Source organism: Pukyongiella litopenaei (assembly GCF_003008555.2).
Classification (GTDB): Bacteria; Pseudomonadota; Alphaproteobacteria; order Rhodobacterales; family Rhodobacteraceae; genus Pukyongiella; species Pukyongiella litopenaei.
Genome location: NZ_CP027665.1, coordinates 542094 through 567355, shown reverse-complemented (window position 1 = coordinate 567355; position 25262 = coordinate 542094). Strand labels below are relative to the sequence as shown.

At 69.4% G+C, this 25262-nt stretch carries 20 protein-coding genes; 14 read left to right on the top strand and 6 right to left on the bottom strand.

Translation table 11 applies throughout. The features are described 5' to 3' along the window. Positions 1 to 25 precede the first annotated feature (25 nt). The 4 genes from C6Y53_RS02860 to C6Y53_RS02845 form a co-directional block, all read right to left on the bottom strand. On the bottom strand, positions 26 to 1093 hold the full coding sequence (locus tag C6Y53_RS02860) for an extracellular solute-binding protein (protein WP_106471044.1): 1068 nt from the start codon (positions 1091 to 1093) through the stop codon (positions 26 to 28). A 172-nt stretch (positions 1094 to 1265) separates the two neighbouring features. Next, positions 1266 to 2561: an NAD(P)/FAD-dependent oxidoreductase gene (locus C6Y53_RS02855; RefSeq protein ID WP_106471043.1), complete on the bottom strand. Its 1296-nt coding sequence runs from the start codon at positions 2559 to 2561 to the stop codon at positions 1266 to 1268. A gap of 4 nt (positions 2562 to 2565) precedes the next feature. Further along, positions 2566 to 3693, bottom strand: coding sequence for a mandelate racemase/muconate lactonizing enzyme family protein (locus C6Y53_RS02850; RefSeq protein ID WP_106471042.1), 1128 nt, complete (start codon positions 3691 to 3693; stop codon positions 2566 to 2568). Between the two features lie 391 nt (positions 3694 to 4084). Further along, positions 4085 to 5710, bottom strand: coding sequence for a GMC family oxidoreductase (locus tag C6Y53_RS02845; protein ID WP_106473929.1), 1626 nt, complete (start codon positions 5708 to 5710; stop codon positions 4085 to 4087). 152 nt (positions 5711 to 5862) lie between these two features. Between C6Y53_RS02845 and C6Y53_RS02840 the strand changes: the two genes are divergently transcribed. Continuing rightward, positions 5863 to 8274: an ATP-dependent helicase gene (locus C6Y53_RS02840; RefSeq protein ID WP_106473928.1), complete on the top strand. Its 2412-nt coding sequence runs from the start codon at positions 5863 to 5865 to the stop codon at positions 8272 to 8274. 282 nt (positions 8275 to 8556) lie between these two features. On the opposite strand, the gene C6Y53_RS02835 is transcribed toward C6Y53_RS02840, so the two are convergent. Continuing rightward, positions 8557 to 8775 carry a DUF1127 domain-containing protein gene (locus C6Y53_RS02835; protein ID WP_106471041.1) on the bottom strand — a complete coding sequence of 73 codons (219 nt, stop codon included), beginning with the start codon at positions 8773 to 8775 and terminating at the stop codon, positions 8557 to 8559. A 794-nt stretch (positions 8776 to 9569) separates the two neighbouring features. Between C6Y53_RS02835 and mraZ the strand changes: the two genes are divergently transcribed. The 8 genes from mraZ (at position 9570) to murD (ending at position 18786) form a co-directional block, all read left to right on the top strand. Then, positions 9570 to 10073: a division/cell wall cluster transcriptional repressor MraZ gene (mraZ, locus tag C6Y53_RS02830; RefSeq protein WP_106471040.1), complete on the top strand. Its 504-nt coding sequence runs from the start codon at positions 9570 to 9572 to the stop codon at positions 10071 to 10073. Between the two features lie 4 nt (positions 10074 to 10077). Beyond that, positions 10078 to 11073 (top strand): 16S rRNA (cytosine(1402)-N(4))-methyltransferase RsmH, encoded by a 996-nt coding sequence (gene rsmH / locus C6Y53_RS02825; RefSeq protein ID WP_106471039.1) that lies wholly within the window; start codon positions 10078 to 10080, stop codon positions 11071 to 11073. Beyond that, on the top strand, positions 11070 to 11468 hold the full coding sequence (ftsL, locus tag C6Y53_RS02820; RefSeq protein ID WP_106471038.1) for a cell division protein FtsL: 399 nt from the start codon (positions 11070 to 11072) through the stop codon (positions 11466 to 11468). The genes rsmH and ftsL overlap by 4 nt, the downstream gene beginning before the upstream one ends. Next, a complete protein-coding gene (locus C6Y53_RS02815) occupies positions 11465 to 13252 on the top strand; it encodes a peptidoglycan D,D-transpeptidase FtsI family protein (RefSeq protein WP_106471037.1) in 1788 nt (595 codons plus the stop codon). Before ftsL ends, C6Y53_RS02815 begins: the two co-directional genes overlap by 4 nt. Before the next feature lie 30 nt (positions 13253 to 13282). Further along, positions 13283 to 14776: a UDP-N-acetylmuramoyl-L-alanyl-D-glutamate--2,6-diaminopimelate ligase gene (locus tag C6Y53_RS02810; RefSeq protein WP_425300346.1), complete on the top strand. Its 1494-nt coding sequence runs from the start codon at positions 13283 to 13285 to the stop codon at positions 14774 to 14776. Continuing rightward, a complete protein-coding gene (locus C6Y53_RS02805; RefSeq protein ID WP_106471035.1) occupies positions 14773 to 16197 on the top strand; it encodes a UDP-N-acetylmuramoyl-tripeptide--D-alanyl-D-alanine ligase in 1425 nt (474 codons plus the stop codon). The genes C6Y53_RS02810 and C6Y53_RS02805 overlap by 4 nt, the downstream gene beginning before the upstream one ends. A 15-nt stretch (positions 16198 to 16212) precedes the next feature. Beyond that, positions 16213 to 17295 carry a phospho-N-acetylmuramoyl-pentapeptide-transferase gene (gene mraY, locus C6Y53_RS02800; RefSeq protein WP_106471034.1) on the top strand — a complete coding sequence of 361 codons (1083 nt, stop codon included), beginning with the start codon at positions 16213 to 16215 and terminating at the stop codon, positions 17293 to 17295. Positions 17296 to 17385: 90 nt separating this feature from the next. Beyond that, on the top strand, positions 17386 to 18786 hold the full coding sequence (gene murD, locus C6Y53_RS02795) for a UDP-N-acetylmuramoyl-L-alanine--D-glutamate ligase (RefSeq protein ID WP_106471033.1): 1401 nt from the start codon (positions 17386 to 17388) through the stop codon (positions 18784 to 18786). A 68-nt stretch (positions 18787 to 18854) separates the two neighbouring features. On the opposite strand, the gene C6Y53_RS02790 is transcribed toward murD, so the two are convergent. Next, complete coding sequence (locus tag C6Y53_RS02790; RefSeq protein WP_106473927.1) at positions 18855 to 20036, bottom strand: BaiN/RdsA family NAD(P)/FAD-dependent oxidoreductase; 1182 nt, start codon at positions 20034 to 20036, stop codon at positions 18855 to 18857. 155 nt (positions 20037 to 20191) lie between these two features. Between C6Y53_RS02790 and ftsW the strand changes: the two genes are divergently transcribed. The 5 genes from ftsW to murB all read left to right on the top strand — a co-directional run bounded on the left by ftsW (position 20192) and on the right by murB (position 25192). Then, on the top strand, positions 20192 to 21358 hold the full coding sequence (ftsW, locus tag C6Y53_RS02785) for a putative lipid II flippase FtsW (protein ID WP_106471032.1): 1167 nt from the start codon (positions 20192 to 20194) through the stop codon (positions 21356 to 21358). Beyond that, positions 21355 to 22449: a UDP-N-acetylglucosamine--N-acetylmuramyl-(pentapeptide) pyrophosphoryl-undecaprenol N-acetylglucosamine transferase gene (locus C6Y53_RS02780; protein WP_106471031.1), complete on the top strand. Its 1095-nt coding sequence runs from the start codon at positions 21355 to 21357 to the stop codon at positions 22447 to 22449. The genes ftsW and C6Y53_RS02780 overlap by 4 nt, the downstream gene beginning before the upstream one ends. Positions 22450 to 22471: 22 nt before the next feature. Continuing rightward, positions 22472 to 23875: a UDP-N-acetylmuramate--L-alanine ligase gene (murC, locus tag C6Y53_RS02775; RefSeq protein ID WP_106473926.1), complete on the top strand. Its 1404-nt coding sequence runs from the start codon at positions 22472 to 22474 to the stop codon at positions 23873 to 23875. Positions 23876 to 23972: 97 nt separating this feature from the next. Next, a complete protein-coding gene (locus C6Y53_RS02770) occupies positions 23973 to 24269 on the top strand; it encodes a hypothetical protein (protein ID WP_106471030.1) in 297 nt (98 codons plus the stop codon). After that, positions 24266 to 25192, top strand: coding sequence for a UDP-N-acetylmuramate dehydrogenase (gene murB, locus C6Y53_RS02765; RefSeq protein WP_106471029.1), 927 nt, complete (start codon positions 24266 to 24268; stop codon positions 25190 to 25192). Before C6Y53_RS02770 ends, murB begins: the two co-directional genes overlap by 4 nt. Positions 25193 to 25262: the final 70 nt, after the last annotated feature.

Here is a 25262-nt window from a genome sequence, read left to right as displayed (position 1 = left end):
CCGGTCCGGGTCGTGGAACGCGGGGTTACTGCGCGGCCTTGATCCGCTCCAGCGCGAGGCCTTCCATGTCCTCCAGCCCGGCGGGGATGTTGGCAAAGAATTTCAGGTTGGCCAGGTCGTCCTCGTCGAAGGCGGCCGCGACGGCGGCGCGCTTGTCGTCGGGCAGCAGCTCGATCCCGTTGGGCACCGCGGCGATGGCGCCGGTCGAGTTCGACATCAGGGTGACGATCTCGGGCCGCAGCACGAAGTTGATCCACTTGTAGGCCGCGTCGTCATTTTCGCCGCCGCGCGGGATCGCGAAGGTGTCGATCCAGGCCAGCGCGCCGGTTTCAGGCGGCACGAACACGATGTCGGGGTTCTCGTTGTAGATCTTGAACGCGGTCGAATCCCAGGTTTCCGACACCACCACCTCGCCCGACATCATCAGCCCCTGCAGGTCGTCGCCGCCGGTCCAGTAGGTCTTGATGTTGGCCTTGCAGGCGATCAGCTTTTCGGTCACCTGGTCCAGCATGTCCTGGTAGGCGTCCTTGTCGCCATAGAGTTCGAACGGGTTCATGCCCATGCCGAAGGCGGTGCCCAGCAGGATCGTGCGGCGCAGGCGCATCGAGGTGCGGCCCTGGTATTTCGGGTCGCACAGGTCGTTCCAGCCGGTGACATCGGGGGCCTCCTTCATGTTGGCCATGATGCCCGAGGTGCCCCATTGGTGCGGCACGGCATAGACCTCGCCGTCGATGGTGGTGTTCGCCTTGACCCCGTCGAGCAGGTTGCCGGCCATCACCGAGGTGTCGATCTGCGACAGGTCGAGCGGCTTGTAGATGTTGTATTCCTGCTGCGCCGAGAAGATGCGGTCATGGCTGGGCTGGGCCAGGTCATAGCCGGACCCGCCGGTGGCGCGCAGCTTGGCGATCATTTCCTCGTTGTTGGAAAAGGTCACCTCGACATCGATATCGGGGTTTTCGGCCTCGAACATCTCGATCACCTTGTCGGGCGCGTAGCTGCCCCAGGTCAGCAGGCGCAGCGTGTCGGCGGAGGCCGCCGATGCCACCAGCCCGAGCGCGGTGCCCGCCAGCAGCGTGGTGAAGGTCCGTGTCATGTGGTTCTCCCTTGGTTCTGACAGCACAGGCCTAGTGCCCGTTTGTGTCATTTCAAATACATACGGAAACCGCCCGCCGCACAAGCGTCAATCCGGGCCAGCCGGGGGCGGCCGCATCGAGCGGCATCGGATGGCATCGGGCCCAGTGGGGCAGGGTAGGGTCAGAGTAGAGTCAGAGTCCGAGCCGGTCGAGCAAGCGGTGCCATTCGACCGCCGCGGGCAGGAACCATGGCCGCCCGCGATAGAGCGGCCGGGTGGGAAACGGGCGCGCGCCCAGCCCGGTGCCCGCGTCCTGGCGCCCCAGCACGGCCAGCCCCGCCTTCATGCCCAGGTAGGACGCCATGCCCACGCCCGAGCCGCAATAGCCCATCGCGTGATGCACCCGGTCCCGGCTGCCCGTATGCGCCAGCGTGTCGAACGTATAGCCGACAAAGCCCATCCAGCCATGGCTGATCGGCGTCGGTTCCAGCTGCGGGAAGATCCGCAGCATCTCGGCACGCAGGCGCCGGGCGGCGCGGCGCGGGTCGGTTTCGCCCGCGCTGACCCGGCCGCCGAACAGGATCCGGCGGCGATCGGGCGAGGCGCGCCAGTAATAGACCACGCGGCGGCTGTCGGACTGGATCCGGTTGTTCGGGATCAGCTCGTCCATCAGCGAGACCGGCACCGGGTCGGTGGCGATGATGTAGCTGCCGATCGGGATCACCCGGCGCTGGTGCCAGCGCGACAGCGCGCCGGAATAGCCGTTGGTGGCCAGCACCGCGTCCCGGGCAGATATCCTGCCGCGCGTGGTGGTGACCGTGACGCCGGTTTCGTCCTCGTCCAGCGCGGTGGCGGCGGTCTGCGGCACGATGCGCACGCCCGCGGCGGTGGCGAGATCGAGCAGCCCGGCGTGATACCGGCCCGGGTCCAGCGCCGCGTGGTCGCCGAACACGACCCCGCCGCAATAGCGGTCGCTGCCGATCTCGGCGCGCTGGCCGGCGCGGTTCACCACCCGGGCGGGCTGTTCGAACCCTTCGGGCTGGGCGCGTGCCGCCGCCGCCATCGCCTCAAAGGCACGCGGGGAATGGGCGGCGTGGAACCGGCCCACTGTGGCAAAGCCGCAATCGATGCCCTCGGCGCGGATGAAGTCCTCGACATAGGCCCGCGAGGCGAACCCGTCGGCCAGGATCGCCCGCGCGGTCTGAATGCCATAGCGGCGGGCCAGCGCGGCGAGCCCCGGTTTGATCGACTGGCTGACCTGGCCGCCATTGCGGGTCGAACAGCCCTGTCCCGGCACGCCCGCGTCCAGCACCGTGACGCTGCGCCCGCCGCGTGCCGCCGTGATCGCCGCGTGCAGGCCGGTATAGCCGGACCCGATCACCACCACGTCACAGGTTTCGGGCGGGGGGCCGGGCGCGATGTCGCGCGGCGGGGTGATGTCCCACCAATAGGGGCGGTCGCTGAACCCGTCTGCGAAGATGCCCGTCATCGGCCTATCCGATCTCGCTGCACCGGTAGGACGACCGCGCCAGCCAGTCCGGGTTGACCTCGATCCCCCAGCCGGGGGCATCGGTCACCTCGGCCATGCCGTCGGTGATCGCATAGGGATCGGAGACGAACAGGTCCTGCTGCCACGGGTAGTAATCGGCGCCCTCGATGGAAAACTCGAGATACTTGCCCGCATTGGGGATCGCGCGCAGCAGGTGCATGGTGAACAGGGTGACCAGCGACAGGTTGGCGCAATGCGGCGTCACGGCCATGCCCGCCGCCTGGGCCATGCGGGCCACCTGCAGCGTGCGCGCCATGCCGCCCAGATACATCACGTCGGGCTGCACGATATCGACCGCGCGCATGTCGATCATCCATTGCCAGACCGGCAGCCAGCAATCCTGTTCGCCCCCGGTCACGTCGATGGGCAGGCCAGCCAGCGCCTCGGTCACCGCGCGGGTCTGGTCGAGCTCCCAATAGGGGCAGGGCTCTTCGAAATGGCTGATGCCGTGATCGGCCAGCATCCGGCCATAACCGATCGCCTGCTCGGGTGAATAGCAGGAATTGGCATCCGCCAGCAGCGCCACGTCGTCGCCGGCAAAAGCCCCGGCGATGGCGGGGATGATCTCTTCGGTGCGGCCGTCCCATTCGTCGCGGCCCCGGCCCACCTCGGCGCCGATGCGGAACTTGAAGGCGTCGAACCCGTGGCGGTCGCGCAGGCGGCGGAACCGGTCGGCCTCGTCCGCCGGGGTGATGTCGCGTTTCATCGACGAGGCATAGGCGCGCAGCGGCCCCGGCGTGCCGCCGAGCAGCGCGGTGACCGGCTTGCCCGCCTGTTTGCCGCGCAGGTCCCAGATCGCGGTGTCCAGCCCGCCCATCGCCCGGCAGATATACGACCCCGGGAACTTGTGCTCGCGCTCCTGGATCAGGTTCAGGTGATCGTCCAGGTCGGTGATCGCGACCCCCAGCGTCCACGGCGCGACCTGGCGGTGCAGCACCCGGGCGGTGATGTCTGAATGATAGGTGGACATCTGCCCCCACCCCTGCGCGCCGGTTTCGTCGGTGATGCGGGTGAAGCCCACGAATTCATCGGCGAAGGTCTCGATGCGGATGATCTTGAGCGGGGCGAACATGGGCGGCTCCTCGCGGTTGGTCCGGGGGCAACCTGCGATCAAAGCCGCGGGCGGGCAAGCGGAATCGTCGCCGCGCCGCGCACGGGGGGGATGAGCCGGGATCAGGGGCCGGGATCAGGGGCCGGGACATGCACGGGCGGCCGCCACCGCGCCGGGGCGCGGGACGGGCTGTCCTGCCGGGTCTCGGGGGCTGTGGGGGGCTGTCCGGGTCCGCGATCGTGATGCGGAGAAATGGCGGCGCCGCCGGGTCGGTCCCCGCCCGCCACGGCGGGGGCCAGGATGAGGATACGACGGCGCCCGGCGTCACCCGGGCCGACCGAAGGTTGCAACGCGGGCGGTTCTAGCCGCGGCGCCTCACCACCGGGTTAAGCCGCCGTGCGTTGCGCGTGGTTCAGCCGCCGGCCCGGTCCGCCAGCACCAGCGCGGCACCCTTTTCGCCGGTCATGATCGCCGGGGCGTTCAGGTTGCCCGCGGTGATGCGCGGAAACACCGAGGCGTCGATCACCCGCAGCCCGGTGACGCCGCGCAGCCGCAGCCGCGCATCGACCACCGCGCCCGGATCATCGTCGGGGCCCATCGCGCAGGTGCCGCAGGGATGGAACACCGATCCGGCGCGGGCGCGGATATCCTCGGCCAGCGCCGCGTCGCCGGTGCAGTCCGGCCCCGGCGCGATCTCGTGCAGGGTCTTGCCCGCCAGCGGTTCCGCCCGCGCGATCCGGCGCAGCATCTTCACGCCGTCGACCAGTTCGTCCAGGTCCGATTGCGCGGACAGGTAGCCCGGATGGATCACCGGCGCCGCCGCCGGGTCGGAACCGCGCAAGAGCAGGCGCCCGCGGCTGGCCGGGTGGCAATTGGACAGGCCCAGCAGGTAGCCCGGAAAGGCGTCGGGCAGGGTCAGGCGGCGCTTGCCTGGATCGGCGCGGGTATAGCTGACCGGCGAGAAATAGAGCTGCATGTTGGGGCGGTCGCGGTTCGGCGACGAGCGGAAGAACCCGCCGCCCTGGTTGACCGACAGCGACAGCGGCCCGCCGCGGGTCAGCAGGTATTGCAGCGCCAGCCGCGCCCGGCCCGCCCACGGGCGCAGCTGCCCGTTCAGCGTCGGCACGGCGGAGCGGTAGATGTAATCCATGCCCAGATGGTCCTGCAGGTTGCCGCCGACGCCGGGCAGGTCGCGCAGAACCGGGATGCCGTGATCGCGCAGATGCGCCGCCGGCCCGATGCCCGACAGCATCAGCAGCTTGGGCGAGTTCACCGCGCCCGCCGACAGGATCACCTCGCGCCGGGCCATGATCCGCAGGGTCCGGCCGCCGCGCCGGTATTCGACGCCCGCCGCGCGGGTGCCGTCGAACAGGATCCGGGTCGCCTCGGCGCCGGTGGTCACCGACAGGTTCGCCCGCCGCCGCGCCGGATGCAGATAGGCGGTGGCCGCCGAACAGCGCAGCCCGCCGCGGGTGGTGATCTGGTAGAGCCCCACGCCCTCCTGCGTCGCGCCGTTGAAATCGGGGTTGGCCGGCAGCCCCGCCGCAAGCGCCGCCGCGACGTAGTCATGGCTGAGCGGGTGCACCTTGTCGGCGATCCCCGTCACCGTGACCGGCCCGCCGGTGCCGCGCCAGCGGTCCGCGCCGGCGAGGTTGTCCTCCATCGCGCGGAAATGGGGCAGCAGGTCGTCATGGCCCCAGCCGGGATTGCCCAGGTCGCGCCAGCCGTCGAAATCCGCGGCCTGGCCGCGAATGAACACCATCGCGTTGATCGAGCTCGACCCGCCCAGGACCTTGCCGCGCGGCCAGTAACTGACCCGGCCCTGCGTGCCCGGATCCGGTTCGGTCCGGTAGCGCCAGTTGAGGCGGGGGTGGTGGAAGGCCCCGCCATAGCCGATCGGCAGCCGCACCCAGAGGCTCAGGTCGCCCGGCCCGGCCTCGAGCAGCGCCACGGTTGACCGGCCATCGGCGCTGAGCCGGTTGGCGAGCACGCAGCCCGCCGACCCGGCGCCGACGATCACATAATCGGCCTGTTGCATCGCGTCATGGCCCATGGCGGCGACTCCTCTGGCAAACCCCGCCAACCTGCGGAGCACGGGCGGCGGCCCGGCGCAAGGGGCCGCGTTTCGGGATGTGTGAACAATATGCGAACAAACTTTTCAATCCGATGCGGCGGTCCTATTGTCGCGCCATGAGCAGTTTCGACGATTCTGATGCTTTCGAGCAGGCTTCGCTGTCGGCCCGCGCCATGGCCGCGCGCGGGGTGGATTATCTGGACGATCTGAACCCGGCGCAACGGGCGGCGGTCGAGCAGCTGGACGGCCCGGTGCTGATGCTGGCGGGGGCGGGCACCGGCAAGACCAAGGCGCTGACCGTGCGCATCGTGCACCTGCTGAAGACCGGCACCGCGCGTCCCGACGAGATCCTCGCCGTCACCTTTACCAACAAGGCCGCCCGCGAGATGAAGGACCGGGTGGGCGGGATGCTGGGCCAGCCCGCCGAGGGGATGCCCTGGCTCGGCACCTTTCACGCGATCTGCGTCAAGCTGCTGCGCCGCCATGCCGAGCTGATCGGTTTCGACCGCGACGACGTGGTGATCGAGAGCGCCGATGACCGGGTTCACCTGAAATCGAACTTCACCATTCTGGACACCGACGACCAGTTGCGACTGCTGAAGCAGCTGGTGCAGGCGGCGGGGATCGACGACAAGCGCTGGCCCGCGCGGATGCTGGCCGGGATCATCGACGACTGGAAGAACCGCGCCCTGACGCCGGACAAGGTGCCGGCGGGCGACGCGGGGGCGTTCAACCACAAGGGCGTGGAGCTCTACGCGCAATACCAGCGCCGCCTGGTCGAGCTGAACGCGGTGGATTTCGGCGACCTGCTGCTGCACATGGTCTGCATCTTCCAGGCCAGTCCCGACATTCTGGAGCAATACCGGCGCTGGTTCCGCTACATCCTCGTCGATGAATACCAGGATACCAACGTGGCCCAGTATCTGTGGCTGCGGCTGCTGGCGGGCGGGCATCGCAACATCTGCTGCGTCGGCGACGACGACCAGTCGATCTATGGCTGGCGCGGGGCCGAGGTGGGCAACATCCTGCGTTTCGAAAAGGATTTCCCCGGCGCCAAGGTGGTGCGGCTGGAGCAGAATTACCGCTCGACCCCGCATATCCTCGCCGCCGCGTCGAACGTCATTCGCGGCAACGAAAACCGGCTCGGCAAGGAATTGTGGACCGAGGCGCAGGACGGCGAGAAGGTCCGCCTGATCGGGCATTGGGACGGCGAGGAGGAAGCCCGCTGGATCGGCGAGGAAATCGAGGCGATGCAGGGCGGCACGCGCCGGGCGCGGCCCTTCGGGCTGGATGAAATGGCCGTTCTCGTGCGCGCCAGCCACCAGATGCGGGCCTTCGAGGACCGGTTCCTGACCATCGGGCTGCCCTATCGCGTGATCGGCGGGCCGCGATTCTACGAGCGCATGGAGATCCGCGACGCGATGGCCTATTTCCGGGTGGTGGTGTCGCCCGAGGACGACCTGGCCTTTGAACGCATCGTCAACACGCCGAAACGCGGGCTGGGCGACAAGGCGCGGCAGACCATCCAGGCCACGGCGCGGGCGCAGGGCGTGCCGCTGCTGCGCGGCGCGGCGATCGCAGTCGAAAACGGGCTGATCAAGGGCAAGGGCGGCGCGGCGCTGCGCGATCTGGTCACGGGGCTGGCGCGCTGGGGCCGGATGGTGGGTGATGCGGGCGTCACCCATATCGAGCTGGCCGAGATCATCCTCGACGAATCCGGCTATACCGCGATGTGGCAGAACGACAAGACGCCCGAGGCGCCGGGGCGGCTGGAAAACCTCAAGGAACTGGTCAAGGCGCTGGAGGGGTTCGAGAACCTGCAGGGGTTCCTCGAGCATGTCAGCCTGATCATGGAAAACGATGCGGGCGATGCCGGTGCCAAGGTCAGCATCATGACCCTGCACGCGGCCAAGGGGCTGGAGTTTCCCGCCGTGTTCCTGCCGGGCTGGGAGGACGGGCTGTTCCCGTCCCAGCGCAGCATGGATGAAACCGGGCTGAAGGGGCTCGAGGAGGAACGGCGGCTGGCCTATGTGGGCATCACCCGCGCCGAGGAGGTCTGCACGATCTCGTTTGCCGGCAACCGCCGCGTCTATGGCCAGTGGCAATCGGCGATGCCGTCGCGGTTCATCGACGAATTGCCCGAAGACCATGTCGAGGTGCTGACGCCGCCGGGGCTTTATGGAAGCACTGGAGGGAGCATGGGCGGCAGCACGCCGGCACCGACGGTCGACAGCCGCGCGGCGCGGGCGGATGTCTACAATTCGCCGGGATGGAAGCGGATGCAGGCGCGGGCGGCCCGGCCTGGCCAGTCAACGGGACTTTCGCAGCCCCGCGAAAGCCGAACCGTCGTCATCGATGCCGAGGCGGTGTCGAGCTTTGCCCGCGGGGAGCGCGTGTTCCACCAGAAATTCGGCTATGGCGAAATCACCGGGATCGAGGGCGACAAGGTCGAGGTCGCGTTCGAGAAGGCGGGCACCAAGAAGGTTGTCGCCCGGTTCCTGTCGGCCAGCGACGATATCCCGTTCTGAACGCGGCCGGCACCGGCGGGGGCCGGGCAGGACGCAAAAATAAACGGCGGCGCCAAGGGAGGAGGGCGCCGCCGTTCGTGTTTCACCGGGGAAGGGAGGGAGGAGAATACCCCGGTGAAATATGGGGTGAAATCCGGGGTTGGACCTGTCCGCCCCGGTCCGTGGACCGGGGCGGTATCAGTGCGGCGGCATAAGGGAGGAGGAGAATCTGCCGCCGCTGTTCCGGGCTCTTCAAGGAGGGAGGAGGAGGAGGAGCCCGAAAAACCTGTTCAGTAAACCTGTTCAGTGACGCCCGTAGGTGGCCTCGAACGCGATGCTTTGCACCATCGAGCGGTTCAGGCCGAGGTCGTCGAGTTCACGCGCCGACAAGGCCGACAGTTCGGTCAGCGTGCGGCGGTACATGCGGTAGTTCTGCGCCCGGGAAACCAGCGAATGGCCGAACGCCGAGATGCGGGCCAGAACGGTGGGGCGGTGGGCGGCGAATTCTGTGGTCGATGCCATTGTCTTCATCCTTCGGATTACGTCTGCGGCCGGGTGCCGCTGTTTGCTGAGGCCTAGATAGGCCTTTGCTGCACGCGCACAACAGATGCTTGATCAATGCCGCTATGCAGCATTTGCATGGGATGACACCCGCGGTTGCACCCGGCCCGGGAACCCACGGAACCGGGCGATCCGGCGGTATGGGAATGTATGGGGGAGGACGTGGGGGAATACATGGGGGAATTCATGGGCGCGACCCGAATCCACTGTGAATCACCTCAGAAAACGCGCCAGGTTCACGGGCGTCCCGGCTCATTTGTCGGGAACTAAACGCGAACAAATGATTGGAATGCCTGGGTGTCTCTAATTTTTTGGGAATTCAGGGGAAATTTTCCAGAGATCGCGCGATCTATATATGGGCCAGATTCGCCGGGATTGGGCTGGAATGGCTACCATATGTAGGAAACAGGGGCGTTGGAATCGCGAATATGGTGGTGCGGGGCGGGGTGTCGGCCCAAGAATTCCCTTGATTTCCATGATCTCCCATGGCATCCCATATACATCCGATGAGGACGGCAGCTGGGGCAGCAAACGACCCCGACCAAAAACAAGCAGGTTTCATACAGGCTTCGGCTTCATCAGACCAAAGATCCGGCGCGCGAGCGAGCAGACATCCCCCCAGGTGGCGCGTGCGATCGGAAACCCCCGCAAGACGGGACCGGGACGGCGGGTTGATCAATGGCAGCAGATCAACCCGTCGTTTCACGTTTGAACGCAAGGCACGCGGGGGCGAGGGACGTAAAGAGGGCGCAGGGTTGGGCCGCAGGTTCAGAGGCGAAAGCCACCACAAGGTGGACAGCAAGGGCCGGGTGTCGATCCCGGCCTCGTTTCGCCGTGTGCTCGAGGCCGGCGACCCGAACTGGCAACCCGACCGCAACCCCGAACTGGTCATCGTCTACGGCGACAGCCGCCGCCAATACCTGGAATGCTACACGATGGAGGCGATCGACGAGGTCGACGACAAGATCGCCAGGATGCGCCGCGGTACGCAGCCGCGCAAGATACTGGAACGGATGTTCCATGGTCAGAGCTTTCCCACCAGCGTGGACGAAACCGGGCGGCTGGTGCTGCCGGCCAAGCTGCGCGCCAAGATCGGGCTGGAAAGCGAGGCCTTTTTCATCGCCGCCGGCGACACGTTCCAGATCTGGAAGCCGGAAACCTACGAGACCGAGGAGCTGGCCCGCACCGAGGAGTGGCTGGACAAGCTGCCCGACGGGTTCGACCCGCTGGAATTCCTCGACGCGCCGGACGAGGGCTGAGCGCATGTCCGCCGCGGCCCGATCCGACCCGCCCGCGCCGCATGTCCCCGTATTGCTGCGCCCGCTGATCGAGGCGGTGACGCCGGTGCGGGGCACCTGGCTGGATGGCACGTTCGGCGCCGGCGGCTACACGCGCGCGCTGCTGGACGCGGGGGCGGACCGGGTGATCGCGGTGGACCGCGACCCGCTGGCCTTTGAACTGGCGGCGGGCTGGGCCGATGCCCATGGCGACCGGCTGGTGATGCAGCCGGGCGTGTTTTCGCGGATGGACGATTACGGCGCCGATCTCGATGGCGTGGTGCTGGATCTCGGCGTGTCCTCGATGCAGCTGGACCGGGCCGAGCGCGGGTTTTCCTTTCTCAGGGACGGGCCGCTGGACATGCGCATGTCGGCCGAGGGGCCGACCGCGGCGGATATCGTCAACGGCGCGTCCGAATCCGATCTTGCCGATATCCTGTTCCAGTATGGCGAGGAACGCGCCAGCCGCCGGATCGCGCGGGCCATCATCCGCGCCCGTGCAGAGGCGCCGGTCGAGACCACGTTGCAGCTGGCCGCGATCGTCGAGGGCTGCCTGCCGCGGGCGAAGCCGGGGCAGTCGCATCCGGCGACCCGCAGTTTCCAGGCGCTGCGCATCGCGGTGAATGACGAATACGGCGAATTGCTGGGCGGGCTGGTGGCGGCGGAACGGGCGCTGAAACCCGGCGGGCTGCTGGCGGTGGTCAGTTTCCATTCGATCGAGGACCGGATGGTGAAACGGTTCCTCGCGGCGCGGTCGGGGCGCGGCGGCGGCACCAGCCGCCATGCGCCCGAAGCGGTGGCCGAGGCGCCGCGTTTCGAACTGGTGACGCGCCGGGGCATCGGCCCGGACGACACCGAACTGGCGGACAACCCGCGCGCGCGCTCGGCGCGGCTGCGGGTGGCGCGGCGCACCGGTGCCCCGGCGGGGCCGGTCGATCCCGGACTGCTGGGCATGCCGCGGCTGAAGGAGGAACGGCGATGAGAAACCTGGCGTTCGTGCTGGCCGCGCTGGCGGTCGTCGGGCTGGCCTTCTGGGCCTATCGCGAAAACTACGCGACGCAGAAGGTGCTGCGGGAAACCCGCGCCCTGCAGCGCGAGATCGGCATCGCGCAGGAACGGCTGGGCGTGCTGCGCGCGGAATGGGCCTATCTGAACCGCCCGGACCGGCTGCTGGCGCTGGCCGAGATCAACTTTGACCGGCTTGGCCTGCTGCCGCTGCGCCCCGACCAGTTCGGGCGCGTGGACGAGGTGCGCTATCCCCCGCCCGAGCTCGAGATCGAGAACCTCATCGACGTATCGACCATGGCCGATCCGTCCGCCGCCGGCGGGCCCGGTGAAACCGGCGAAACCCTTGTCATGGCGGAGGGCAACCCGTGATCCGAACCCCGCTGCGTCCGCTGGCGCGTATCCTGCGCGCGCGCGACCGGGGCGAAAACCCCGACGCGATCATGCGCGAGAACCTGCGCCGCCGCCATGTCGACCTGGCCGACCGTGCCCGCCGCCGCGCCGAGGGGCGGCTGCTGGTGCTGGGGATGTTCTTTTTCTGCGCCTTTGCCGCCGTGGGCGTGCGCATGGGCCATGTCGCCACCTCTGACCCGGTCGAGCCGACCACCGCCGCGTCGGGGGCGCATATCACCGCGCAGCGCAGCGATATCGTCGACCGCAAGGGCCGCGTCCTGGCCACCAATTTCGAGACCCATTCGCTCTATGCCCAGCCGCCGCAGCTGGTGGATCCGGTCGCGGCCGTCGACGGGCTGGCGGCGATCTTTCCCGATCTCGACGCCGAACGGCTGCTGCAGGATTTCACCGGCAAGCGCAAATTCGTGTGGATCAAGAAGAAGATCAGCCCGGAGCAGAAACAGGCGGTTCACGAACTGGGCGAACCGGGGCTGCTGTTCGGCCCGCGCGAGATGCGGCTCTATCCCAACGGTCACCTCGCCGCGCATGTGCTGGGCGGGGCCGGGTTCGGCAAGGAAGGCGTAAACGCCGCCGAGGTGATCGGCGTGGCCGGGGTCGAAAAGCGGTTCGACGACTACCTGCGCGACCCGGTCAACGCGAACCGTCCGTTGCAGCTGTCGATCGACCTGACCGTGCAGGCGGCGGCCGAACGGGTGCTCTATGGCGGCATGAAGCTGATGAACGCCAAGGGCGCGACCTCGATCCTGATGGATGTGCAGACCGGCGAGGTGATCTCGGTGGTGTCGCTACCCGATTTCGACCCCAACGACCGTCCGCGCCCGCCGGTGTCGGGCGATCCCTCGGACAGCCCGCTGTTCAACCGCGCAGTGCAGGGGGTCTATGAGCTCGGCTCGACCTTCAAGATCTTCACCGCCGCGCAGGCGATGGAGCTGGGGCTGGTGGGCGAACACAGCATGGTCAACACCCGCCGCCCGCTGCGCCAGTCCGGGTTCGAGATCGGCGAGTTCCGCAACAAGAGCTATGGCCCCGAACTGTCGGTGTCCAAGGTGATCGAGAAGAGCTCGAACGTGGGCACGGCGCGGATGGCGCAGATGATCGGCATCCAGCGCCAGCAGCAGTTCCTGCGCGCGCTGGGGCTGATGGAGCCGACCCCGTTCGAGATCGTCGAGGCCAGCGGCGGCCAGCCGCTGATCCCGCGCAACTGGGGGCAGCTGGAGATGATGACCATTTCCTACGGCCACGGCATGTCGGCCACGCCGATGCACCTGGCCGCGGGCTATGCAGTTATCGCCAATGGCGGGCGCTATGTGCGGCCGACCCTGCTGAAACAGGCGGGGCCGCAGAACGGCCCGCGGGTGCTGTCGCCCGAAACCGCGGCGGCGGCGCGGCGGATGCTGCGCCGGGTGGTCACGGGCGGGACCGCGAGCTTTGGCGAGGTGCCGGGCTATGACGTTGCCGGCAAGACCGGGACCGCCGACAAGCCCAAGCCGCGCGGCGGCTATTACAAGGACAAGGTGATTGCCACATTCGCCAGCATGTTCCCCGCCGAGAACCCGAAATACGTTCTCGTGGTGACGCTGGACGAGCCTTCGGAAAACTCGGGATCGCGGCCGCGCCGCACCGCCGGCTGGACCGCCGTCCCGGTGGCGGCCGAGATGATCGGACGGGTGGCGCCGCTGCTGGGCATGCGGCCGCGCATTGAACCTGTCGACCCCGAGAGTATAACCCTGAGCTCGAACTGAGCAGTGAATCGGGCAGGCGGACAGATGGACATGGCGGCACGAACCCTGGGCCAGCTGGGCCTGACCGCCCGTGGCGGGCGCGATCCGCAGATCACCGGGCTGGCGGTCGACAGCCGGCAGGTCCGCGACGGGTTCCTGTTCGCGGCGATGCCCGGCACCCGTGTCCATGGCGGCGAGTTCATCCAGTATGCCCTGCGCATGGGCGCGGCGGCGGTGCTGACCGATGCGCAGGGCGCGCGGATTGCCGCCGATGAGCTGGCGGCCTCCGGGGCGGCGCTGGTGGTGGCCGACGACCCGCGCCAGACGCTGGCCCATACCGCCGCGCTGTGGTTCGGGCGCCAGCCCGACACGGTGGTCGCGGTCACCGGCACCAACGGCAAGACCTCGGTCGCCAGTTTCCTGCGCCAGATCTGGGCCGCGCTGGGCCGCGAGGCGGTCAACCTGGGCACCACCGGGGTCGAAGGCGCCTGGAGCGCGCCGCTGGCCCATACCACGCCCGAGCCGATCACCCTGCACCGGGTGCTGGCCGAGGCGGCGCGGCATGGCATCACCCATGCGGCGATGGAGGCCTCGAGCCACGGGCTGGAACAGCGGCGGCTGGACGGGGTCCGGCTGGCGGCGGCGGGGTTCACCAATTTCACCCAGGATCACCTGGACTACCACGAGAGCTTCGACGCCTATTTCGCGGCCAAGGCCGGGCTGTTCCGCCGGGTGTTGTCCGAGGACGGCACCGCGGTGATCAATCTCGACGACGACCGCGGCGCCGAGATGCACGCCATCGCCGCCGCGCGCGGCCAGCGGGTGATCACGACCGGGCGCGGGCTGGGCGACCTGAACCTGTTGGCGCAGCGGTTCGACGGCACCGGGCAGGACCTGCGGTTTTCCTGGCAGGGCGAGCCGCGCATGGTGCGGCTGGACCTGATCGGCGGGTTTCAGGCCGCCAATGTGCTGGTGGCCTGCGGGCTGGCGATCGGCGCCGGCGAGGATCCCGAGTCGGTGTTCGCCGCCTTGCCCGAACTGACCACGGTGCGCGGCCGGATGCAGCTGGCCGCGCGGCGCGACAACGGCGCGTCGGTCTTTGTCGACTACGCCCATACGCCCGACGCGGTCCGCACCGCGCTCGGGGCGCTGCGGCCGCATGTGCTGGGCCGGCTGGTGGCGATCGTCGGCGCCGGCGGCGACCGGGACGCGGGCAAGCGCCCGCTGATGGGGCAGGCGGCGGCCGAGGCGGCCGATATCGTTTTCGTCACCGATGACAACCCGCGCAGCGAGGACCCGGCCGCGATCCGCGCGGCGGTGATGGCCGGGGCGCGGGCGGCGGCGGGCACCGACAGCATCGCCGAGGTGGGCGACCGGGCCGAGGCGATCCTGCGCGGCGTCGATGCGTTGCAGGCCGGCGATGCGCTGCTGATCTGCGGCAAGGGCCATGAAACCGGGCAGGTCGTGGGCGACGACGTGCTGCCGTTCGACGATGCCGAACAGGCCAGCGTCGCGGTGGCCGCGCTCGACGGGGGGATCGCATGAGCCTGTGGACCGCCGCCGAGGCCGCCGCCGCGACCGGCGGCCAGGCGCGGGGCGACTGGATCGCCACCGGCGTGTCCATCGACAGCCGCACATTGGCGCCGGGCGATCTGTTCGTGGCGCTGACGGCGGCGCGCGACGGGCATGATTTCGTGGCGCAGGCGCTGGAAAATGGCGCCGCCGCCGCGCTGGTCAGCCGCATCCCCGAGGATGTGCCGCCGGAGGCGCCGCTGCTGCTGGTCGGGGACGTGCAGGCCGGGCTCGAGGCGCTGGGCCGGGCCGGGCGCGACCGGAGCGGCGCCCGCGTGGTGGCGGTCACCGGCAGCGTCGGCAAGACCTCGACCAAGGAGATGCTGGCGCGGATGCTGGGTGACCAGGGCCGAACCCATGCCAGTGTGGCCAGCTACAACAACCATTGGGGCGTGCCGCTGACGCTGGCGCGGATGCCGCGCGACACCGGGTTCGCGGTGATCGAGATCGGCATGAACCACCCCGGCGAGATCGCGCCGCTGGCGCGGCAGGCGCGTCCGCATGTGGCGCTGGTCACCACGGTGGCCCCGGCCCATCTCGAGGCGTTCGCGTCGATCGAGGCGATCGCGGCGGAAAAGGCGTCCGTGTTCGAGGGGCTGGAGCCCGGCGGCGTGGCCATCGTCAATGCCGACCTGGAGACCACGCCGATCCTGCGCCGCGCCGCCGGGGCAGACGGCGCGCGGATCGAGGATTTCGGGCGGCAGGCGGCGGGGTTCCGGCTGCTCGATGTGTCGGTTCAGGGCGACGTGACCGTGGCCCGCGCCGACGCGGATGGCAATCCGCTGCTGTTCCGTATCCGCAGCCCCGGCGCGCATTTCGCGATGAACGGGCTGGGGGCGCTGGCGGCCTGCCGGGCGCTGGGCGCCGACCTGGCGCTGGCGGCGCAGAGCCTTGGCCGCTGGACCCCCTACAAGGGGCGCGGCGCGCGCGAGGTGATCGTGCTGGACGCCGCCGAGCGGACCAACCGGCTGGTGCTGATCGACGACAGCTACAATGCCAACCCGGCCTCGATGGCCGCCGCGCTCGAGGTGCTGGCGGCGGTCGAACCCGAAGGCGCCGGGCGGCGCATCGCGATCCTGGGCGACATGAAGGAGCTGGGCCCGCAGGAACTGGACCAGCACGCGGCGCTGGCCGCTCTGCCGGCGATGCAGGCGGTGGACCGGGTCGAATGCGCCGGACCGCTGATGCGGGCGCTGCATGCCGCCCTGCCGGCGGACCGGCGCGGCGACTGGGCCGCCGATGCCGCCGGGTTGCTCGAGGGGCTGGGCCGCCGGATCGGCCCCGGTGACGTGGTGCTGGTCAAGGCGTCGCTCAGCATGGGGCTGGGCGGGATCGTTGACGCGATCCGCAAAATGGGTCATGGCGGCGCATCTTTCGGGGATGGTGCGACATGAACGGGAATTGCTGACATGCTCTACTGGCTCACCGCGCTGTCCGATGGCGGCGACGTGTTCAACCTGTTCCGCTACATCACCTTCCGCGCCGGCGGGGCGTTCCTGACCGCGCTGCTGTTCGGCTTCGTCTTTGGCCGGCCGCTGATCGACGTGCTGCGCCGGACCCAGGGCAAGGGCCAGCCGATCCGCGACGATGGTCCCGAGGGGCACCTGGCCAAGGCCGGGACTCCGACCATGGGCGGGCTGCTGATCGTGGGGGCGCTGCTGACGGCGACGCTGCTCTGGGCGCGGCTCGACAACGGGTTCGTCTGGCTGGTGCTGTTCGTGACCATGAGCTTTGCGCTGATCGGTTTCGTCGACGATTACGCCAAGGTGTCGAAACAGAATACCGCCGGGGTGCCGGGCAAGCTGCGGCTGGGGCTGGGGATCCTGATCGCGCTGATCGCGGCCTGCTGGGCGGCGTATCATCATCCGGCCGACCTGCAGAACCAGCTGGCGCTGCCGGTGTTCAAGGATGCGCTGATCAACCTTGGATATTTCTACATCCCCTTCGCGATCTGCGTGATCGTGGGTGCGGCCAACGCGGTGAACCTGACCGACGGGCTCGACGGGCTGGCGATCATGCCGGTGATGATCGCGGCCGGCACGCTGGGGGTGATCGCCTATGCGGTCGGGCGGGTCGATTTCAGCCAGTATCTCGAGGTGCATTATGTGCCCGGCACCGGCGAGATCCTGATCTTTGCCGCCGCGCTGTTCGGCGGCGGGCTGGGGTTCCTGTGGTACAACGCGCCGCCGGCGGCGGTATTCATGGGCGATACCGGGTCGCTGGCGCTGGGCGGCGCGCTGGGCGCGATCGCGGTGGTGACCAAGCACGAGCTGGTGCTGGCCATCGTCGGCGGAATCTTTGTCGTCGAGGCGCTGAGCGTCATCATCCAGGTGCTGTATTTCAAGCGCACCGGGCGGCGCGTGTTCCTGATGGCGCCGATCCATCACCATTACGAGAAAAAGGGCTGGGCCGAACCGACCATCGTGATCCGGTTCTGGATCATCTCGCTGATCCTCGCCATGATCGGGCTGGCGACGCTGAAGGTGCGCTAGCACCGGGCGATGAACCGTCTTGCAACCGGCGGCCCGGCGGGGGCAGGTTGGCATGAACTGTAGATCGGGCATGAACTGAAGGACGGGCAGATGATTCCGGTGACGGGGTTCGACGGGGCGCGTGTTGGGGTGCTCGGGCTGGGACGGTCGGGGCTGACCGCGGCGCGGGCGTTGCAGGCGGGCGGGGCGGTGCCGGTGTGCTGGGATGACAACCCGGCGGCGCGCGCGGCGGCCGAGGCCGAGGGTTTCACCTGCGCCGATCCCGGTCGGGCGGGCGCCATCGACGGGCTGGCCGCGCTGATCGTGAGCCCCGGCATCCCGCATCTCTACCCCGCGCCGAACCCGGTGGTGGCGGCGGCGCTGGCGGCGGGGGTTCCGGTGGACAACGATATCGGGCTGTTTTTCCGGTCGCTGGCGACGCGGGACTGGGACCGCTACGACACCGCGCCGCGGGTGGTGGCCGTGACCGGGTCGAACGGCAAGTCGACCACCGCGGCGCTGATCCATCACCTGCTGGCCGCGGCCGGGCGCCCGGCGCAGCTGGCGGGCAATATCGGGCGCGGGGTGCTGGATATCGATCCGCCGGGCGACGGGGCGGTGGTGGTGCTGGAGCTGTCCTCGTACCAGACCGAGCTGGCCCGCGCCCTGACCCCGGATGTGGGCGTGTTCACCAACCTGTCGCCCGACCACCTGGACCGGCATGGCGGCATCGGCGGTTATTTCGCGGCCAAGCGCCGGCTGTTCGCCGAAGGCGGGCCGGACCGGGCGGTGATCGGGGTCGACGAGGATGCGGGCCGGTTCCTGGCCGGGCAGCTGGCCGAGGCGCCGTCCGACGACCGGGTGATCCGGGTGTCGTCGGGGCAGAAGCTGGGCGGGCCGGGCTGGTCGGTCTTTGCCCGCAAGGGGTTTTTGTCGGAATACCGCAAGGGCCGGCAGGTCGGTTCGATCGACCTGCGCGACATCACCGGCCTGCCGGGGGCGCATAACCACCAGAACGCCTGCGCGGCCTATGCGGCGGTGCGTGCCCTGGGGCTGGCGCCCCGGGCGATCGAGGCCGGGCTGCGCAGCTTTGGCGGCCTGCCGCATCGCAGCCAGGTCTTCGCCACCGCGGGCGGGGTCACCTATGTCAACGATTCCAAGGCCACCAACGTGGACAGCGCCGCCCGCGCGCTGGCATCCTTTCCGCGCATCCGCTGGATCTGCGGCGGGCTGGAAAAGGAGGGCGGACTGGCCGCGCTGGCAGGGGCGACGGGCGCGGTGGTCCGCGCCTATGTGATCGGCCGCGAGGCGGCGGCGTTCGCGATGCAGCTCGATGTCGAGAGCGAGGTCTGCACCACCATGGCCGCCGCCGTTGCCCGCGCCATCGAGGATGCCGGGCCGGGCGAGACGGTGCTGCTGGCCCCCGCCGCCGCGAGTTTCGACCAGTATGACAGTTTCGAGAAGCGCGGCGAGGATTTCATGGCCGAAGTGCGCCGGCGGCTGGCCGGGTAGGGGGCGCTGCCCCCGCCCGCCTGCGGCGGCCTCCCCCGGAGTTTTCCGGGCAAGATGAAGCTTGCGGGTCAGGTGCGCGCGGCGATGGCGGTGCCGGCGGCATGGGCCGATGACCAGGCCCATTGGAAATTGTAGCCGCCGAGCCAGCCGGTCACGTCCACCGCCTCGCCGATGACGAAGAGGCCGGGCATGGCGGTCGCCTCCATCGTGCGCGAGGACAGGCCGGCGGTGTCGATCCCGCCCAGCGTGACTTCGGCGGTGCGGTAGCCTTCGCTGCCCGCGGGCGTCAGCCGCCAGTTTGCGAGCCGGTCGGTCAGATCGCGCAGCGCCGCGTCGGACTGGTCGGCGAGCCGGCCCGACAGGCCCCATTCGGCGGCGAGGTGGTCGGCCAGCCGCGCCGGCAGGTGGCGGGCCAGTTCGGTGCGCAGGTCGCGGCCGCCCGCGCGCTGGCGCTGCTCGCGCAGCCGGTCGCGGACCGGCTGGCCCGCGGTCAGGTCGACGGTCACGGTCTCGCCGTCGCGCCAGTAGGATGACAGTTGCAGCACGGCGGGGCCCGACAGGCCGCGATGGGTGAACAGAAGCGCCTCGTCGAAGGCGGCGCGCGCGTTCGAGAGGCGCACCGGCAGCGAGACACCGGCCAGGGGGCGGAACCGGCCATCGGGAAAGGTGAACGGCACCAGGGCGGGCCGGGTTTCGGTCACCGCCAGCCCAAACTGCCGCGCGATGTCATGGGCCAGCCCGGTCGCGCCCATTTTCGGGATCGACTTGCCGCCCGTGGCGAGCACCAGGTCGCGGCAGGTCACGGTATGCCGGGCGCCGTCGCGGTCGAGCTCGAGCGCGAAGCCGGGTCCGGTATGGCGCAGCCCGGCGAGACGGGTCTGCAGCCAGAGTTCGGCCCCGGCGCGGGCCATCCCGGCGCGCAGCATGTCGACGATCTGGGTCGATTTGCCGTCGCAGAACAGCTGTCCCAGCGTCTTTTCGTGCCAGGCGATGCGGTGGCGGTCGACCAGCGCAATGAAATCCCACTGGGTGTAGCGGGCCAGCGCGGATTTGGCGAAATGGGGATTGGCGGAGATGAAGTTGTCGGGGCCTGCGTGGAGATTGGTGAAATTGCAGCGCCCGCCGCCGGAGATGCGGATCTTTTCGCCCGGCGCCCGCGCGTGGTCGATCACCAGGCAGCGCCCGCCCGCATGGGCCGCGCAGAACATGCCCGCCGCCCCCGCGCCCAGGATCACCGTGTCGAATGCCATGCCCGTCTCAAAGCCCATCGCAGCCGCGTGGCCCGGATTGCGCCGCGATGCAAGGGGATGTGGGACAAGAGGCTGGTGCGAAACGCCGCTTCGCGTTACTGTGGCCCCACAGACCCCGAAAACGGGGCGGGCAGAGGCAGAAACGGCGGCAGACCATGACAGAAATGGTGTATGGCGCGGTCCCTGAACGGGGCGGCGAACCGGTGATTCCCAAATGGTGGCGGACGGTCGACAAGTGGCTGATCGCCTGTGTCCTGATCCTGTTCGGGATCGGATTGCTGCTGGGGCTGGCCGCGTCGCCGCCGCTGGCCGCGCGCAACGGGTTCGCGCCGTTCCACTATGTCGAGCGGCAGGTGATTTTCGGGCTGACCGCGCTGGTCGCGATGGCGGTGACGTCGATGATGTCGCCGACGCTGGTGCGCCGGCTCGGCATCCTGGGGTTCCTGGCGGCTTTCGTCGCGCTGCTGCTGCTGCCGGTGCTGGGCACCGATTTCGGCAAGGGCGCGGTGCGCTGGTATTCGCTGGGTTTCGCCAGCGTGCAGCCGTCTGAGTTTCTCAAGCCCGGCTTCGTCGTTCTGGCCGCCTGGCTGATGTCGGCGAGCCAGCAGGTGGGCGGGCCGCCGGGGACCAGCTGGTCCTTCGTGCTGTGCGCGGCGATCGTCGGCCTGCTGGTGCTGCAGCCCGATTTCGGGCAGGCCTGCCTGGTGCTGTTCGGCTGGGGCGTGATGTATTTCGTCGCCGGGGCGCCGATCTTCCTGCTGGTGGGGATGGCGGGGATGGTGGTGATGGGCGGTGCGCTGGCCTATGCCAATTCCGAACATTTCGCCCGGCGCATCGACGGGTTCCTCAGCGCCGAGGTCGATCCGACCACGCAGTTGGGCTATGCCACCAACGCGATCCGCGAAGGCGGGCTGTTCGGTGTCGGCGTCGGCGAGGGGCAGGTGAAATGGTCGCTGCCCGATGCCCATACCGATTTCATCGTCGCCGTGGCGGCGGAGGAATACGGGCTGGTGCTGGTGCTGATCATCATCGCGCTCTATGCGCTGATCGTGGTGCGGTCGCTGCTGCGGCTGATGCGCGAGCGCGACACGTTCATCCGTCTCGCCGGCACCGGCATGGCGGCGATGTTCGGCGTGCAGGCGATGATCAACATGGGCGTTGCGGTGCGGCTGCTGCCGGCCAAGGGGATGACGCTGCCCTTTGTCAGCTATGGCGGTTCGTCGCTGATCGCCGGGGGGATCGCGCTGGGGATGCTGCTGGCCTTTACCCGCACCCGCCCGCAGGGCGATTTTGACGCGCTGCTGAACAGGCACGCGCGATGACGCAACGGCTGCTGATGCTGGCGGCGGGCGGAACCGGCGGTCACATGTTTCCGGCCCAGGCGCTGGCCGAGGCGATGCTGCGCCGGGGCTGGCGGGTGAAACTGTCGACCGATGCGCGCGGTGCGCGCTATACCGGCGGGTTCCCGCACACGACCGAGATCACCGAGATCTCCAGCGCCACCTTTGCCCGCGGCGGGCTGGTGGAAAAGGCGCTGGTCGCGCCGAGGATCGCCGCGGGCGTGCTGGGCGCGGTGACCGCGATGCGCCGCGACCGGCCCGATGCGGTGGTGGGGTTCGGCGGCTATCCGTCGATCCCGGCGCTGGCGGCGGCGACGCTGCTGGGCCTGCCCCGGATGATCCATGAACAGAACGGCGTGCTGGGCAAGGTGAACAGCCTGTTCGCGCCACGCGTGGCCCGTGTCGCCTGCGGGGTCTGGCCCACGGTGCTGCCCGAGGGCGCCGAGGGCGTGCATGTGGGCAACCCGGTGCGCAACGCGGTGCGCGACCGCGCGGGCGCCCCCTATATCCCGCCCGGCGACTATCCGATGTCGGTGCTGGTGATCGGCGGCAGCCAGGGCGCGCGGCTGCTGTCGGATATCGCGCCGGACGGGCTGGGCGCGTTGCCCGAGGCCCTGCGCGACCGGCTGCGCGTCAGCCACCAGGCCCGGCCCGAGGATATCGAAAGGGTCGAGGCGCGCTATGCCGAACTGGGGCTGGCCGCGGATGTGCAGCCGTTTTTCCAGGACGTGCCGCGGCGGATGACCGAGGCGCAGCTGGTGATCGCGCGGGCCGGTGCCTCGACCGTTGCCGAACTGACGGTGATCGGCCGGCCGTCGATCCTGGTGCCCTATGCCGCCGCCGCCGGCGACCACCAGACCGCCAATGCGCGCGGGCTGGTCGAGGCGGGCGCGGCGATCATGGTGCCGGAATCCAAGGCCGATGCCGCCACCATCACCGAACAGGCCGCGCTGGTTCTGGGACACCCCGACGGCGCGCGGCAGATGGCCCATGCGGCGCTGGCCGCCGGGCAGCCCGATGCGACCGAACATCTGGTTGCACTTGTCGAAGAACTGGCGGACAGGAGCCGCTGAACATATGGATGGAAGCCCGGTCATGAACGCAGCAACGAAACTCCCCCTCGATGTCGGCCCGATCCACTTTGTCGGGATCGGCGGGATCGGCATGTCGGGCATCGCCGAGGTGTTGTTGAACCATGGCTACGAGGTGCAGGGCTCGGACCTGAAATCCAGCAAGATCACCGAACGGCTGGCGGCGCTGGGCGCGCGTATCTTCGAGGGCCAGAGCCGCAGGAACCTGGACGGGGCAGAGGTGGTGGTGATCTCGTCGGCGATCAAGCCGGGCAACCCGGAACTGGACGGGGCGCGCGCGCGCGGCCTGCCGGTGGTGCGCCGGGCCGAGATGCTGGCCGAACTGATGCGGCTGAAATCCAACATCGCCGTGGCCGGAACCCATGGCAAGACCACCACGACGACGATGATGGCCGAACTGATGGTCGCGGGCGGGTTCGATCCCACCGTGATCAATGGCGGGATCATCCATGCCTATGGCAGCAACGCGCGGATGGGGCAGGGCGAATGGATGGTGGTCGAGGCCGATGAAAGCGACGGCACCTTCAACCGGCTGCCCGCCACGATCGCCATCGTCACCAATATCGACCCCGAGCACATGGAGCACTGGGGCGATTTCGACCGGCTGCGCAACGGGTTCTTCGATTTCGTGTCGAATATCCCGTTCTACGGGGTCGCGGTCTGCTGCACCGATCACGAAGAGGTGCAGCGGCTGGTGGGCCGGATCAGCGACCGGCGTATCGTCACCTATGGTTTCAACGCCCAGGCCGATGTGCGGGCGGTCAACCTGCGCTACGAGGGCGGCGTCGCGCATTTCGATATCGCCCTGCAGGGCGAAGGGTCGGTGATCGAGGAATGCAGCCTGCCGATGCCGGGCGACCACAACGTGTCGAACGCGCTGTCGGCGGTGGCGGTGGCGCGGCACCTCGGCATGAAACGCGCGCAGATCCGCGCGGCGCTGGCCGCCTTTGGCGGCGTCAACCGCCGCTTTACCCGCGTCGGCGAGGTCGGCGGCGTGTCGATCATCGACGATTACGCCCACCATCCGGTGGAAATCGCGGCGGTGATGAAGGCGGCGCGGCAGGCGGCGACCGGCCGGGTGATCGCGGTGCACCAGCCGCATCGCTATACCCGCCTGCACGATCTGTTCGACGATTTCTGCGCCTGTTTCAACGAGGCCGACGTGGTGGCGATCGCCGATGTCTTTGCCGCCGGCGAAGCCCCGATCGAGGGCGCCAGCCGTGACGATCTCGTTGCCGGGCTGGTCCGCCACGGCCATCGCGATGCGCGGGCGCTGTTGTCCGAGGCGGATCTCGAGGCGCTGGTGCGCGACGAGGCCCGGCCCGGCGACATGGTGGTCTGCCTCGGCGCGGGCACGATCAGCGCCTGGGCCAACGCCCTGCCGGAACGGCTGGCGCGGGCGGGCTGACCGGCCCCGGCTGCGACGATTGGCCGAAGGCGCGGGGCTGGACAGGACCGCGCGCAGGCGGCAAGACGGCGCGGATCGTCAAGAAAGGACTGCCGCAATGGAACTCGCGTCGACCCTCGCCTATCTGCCCCTTGCCGCGACCCTCGCCGGGATACTGGCCGGCCTGGCCGCGGGGCGGCTGTTCGTGCTGCGCCGGGCGCTGTGGCTGATCGCCGGCCTGTCGCTGGTGGCGCTGGTGCTGATCGTGCAGCTGGCCACGGTGACCGAAGGCCACGAGGCCGAGGCGTTCCAGCCCTTCGTGGTGCTGACCGGGGCCCTGTTTCCGGCGCTTTTCGGGGCCATTGTCGGGCTGGTCGGCGGCAATGCGCTGCGCCGCCGTGCCCTGCCCGAATGACAGCCGGGCCGGATCTGCCGCGGCCGCGCGGGCGGCTGACGCCTGACCGCGTGCTGGCCGATCTGATTTGGCTGCGCGTCGGCGGGCCGGCGGACTGGCTGTTCCAGCCCGCCGATATCGACGATCTCGCCGCGTTCCTGCGCGATCTCGACCCGGCGGTCCCGGTATTCCCGATCGGGGTCGGGTCGAACCTGATCGTGCGGGACGGTGGGTTGCGGGCGGTGGTCATCCGGCTCGGGCGCGGGTTCAATGGCATCGCGGTGGATGGCGCGCGCGTGACCGCCGGGGCGGCGGCGCTGGATGCGCATGTGGCCCGGCGCGCCGCCGATGCCGGGCGCGACCTGACCTATCTGCGCACCATTCCGGGCAGCATCGGCGGCGCGGTGCGCATGAACGCGGGCTGCTATGGCACCTATACGGCGGACGTGCTGCGCTCGGTCCGCGCGGTGACTCGGGCGGGCGAGGTGGTCACGCTGAGCGCCGCCGACCTGAACCTCCGCTACCGGCAGAGCGATATTCCCGATGGCGCGGTGATCGTCGAGGCGACCTTCGACGCGCCTGCGGGCGATCCCGGCGCGCTGCATGAGCGGATGCAGGACCAGCTGGCCCGGCGCGACGCCACCCAGCCGACCCGGGACCGCTCGGCGGGCTCGACCTTCCGCAACCCGGCGGGGTTCTCGTCGACCGGGCGGGCCGATGACGTGCATGATCTCAAGGCCTGGAAGGTGATCGACGACGCGGGGCTGCGCGGCGCGCGGCGCGGTGGCGCGCAGATGAGCGAGAAACATCCGAATTTCCTGATCAACGCCGACGGCGCGACCGCCGCCGATCTCGAAGGGCTGGGCGAGGAGGTGCGAAAAAAGGTTTACGATTCAAGCGGTATCACGTTAGAGTGGGAAATCATGCGGGTCGGCGATCCGTAGGTAATTCTCCACCGCTGAACGCACCGACAGGCAACATAACGGGCGCGGCGGTAAAACCGGACCGGGTGGC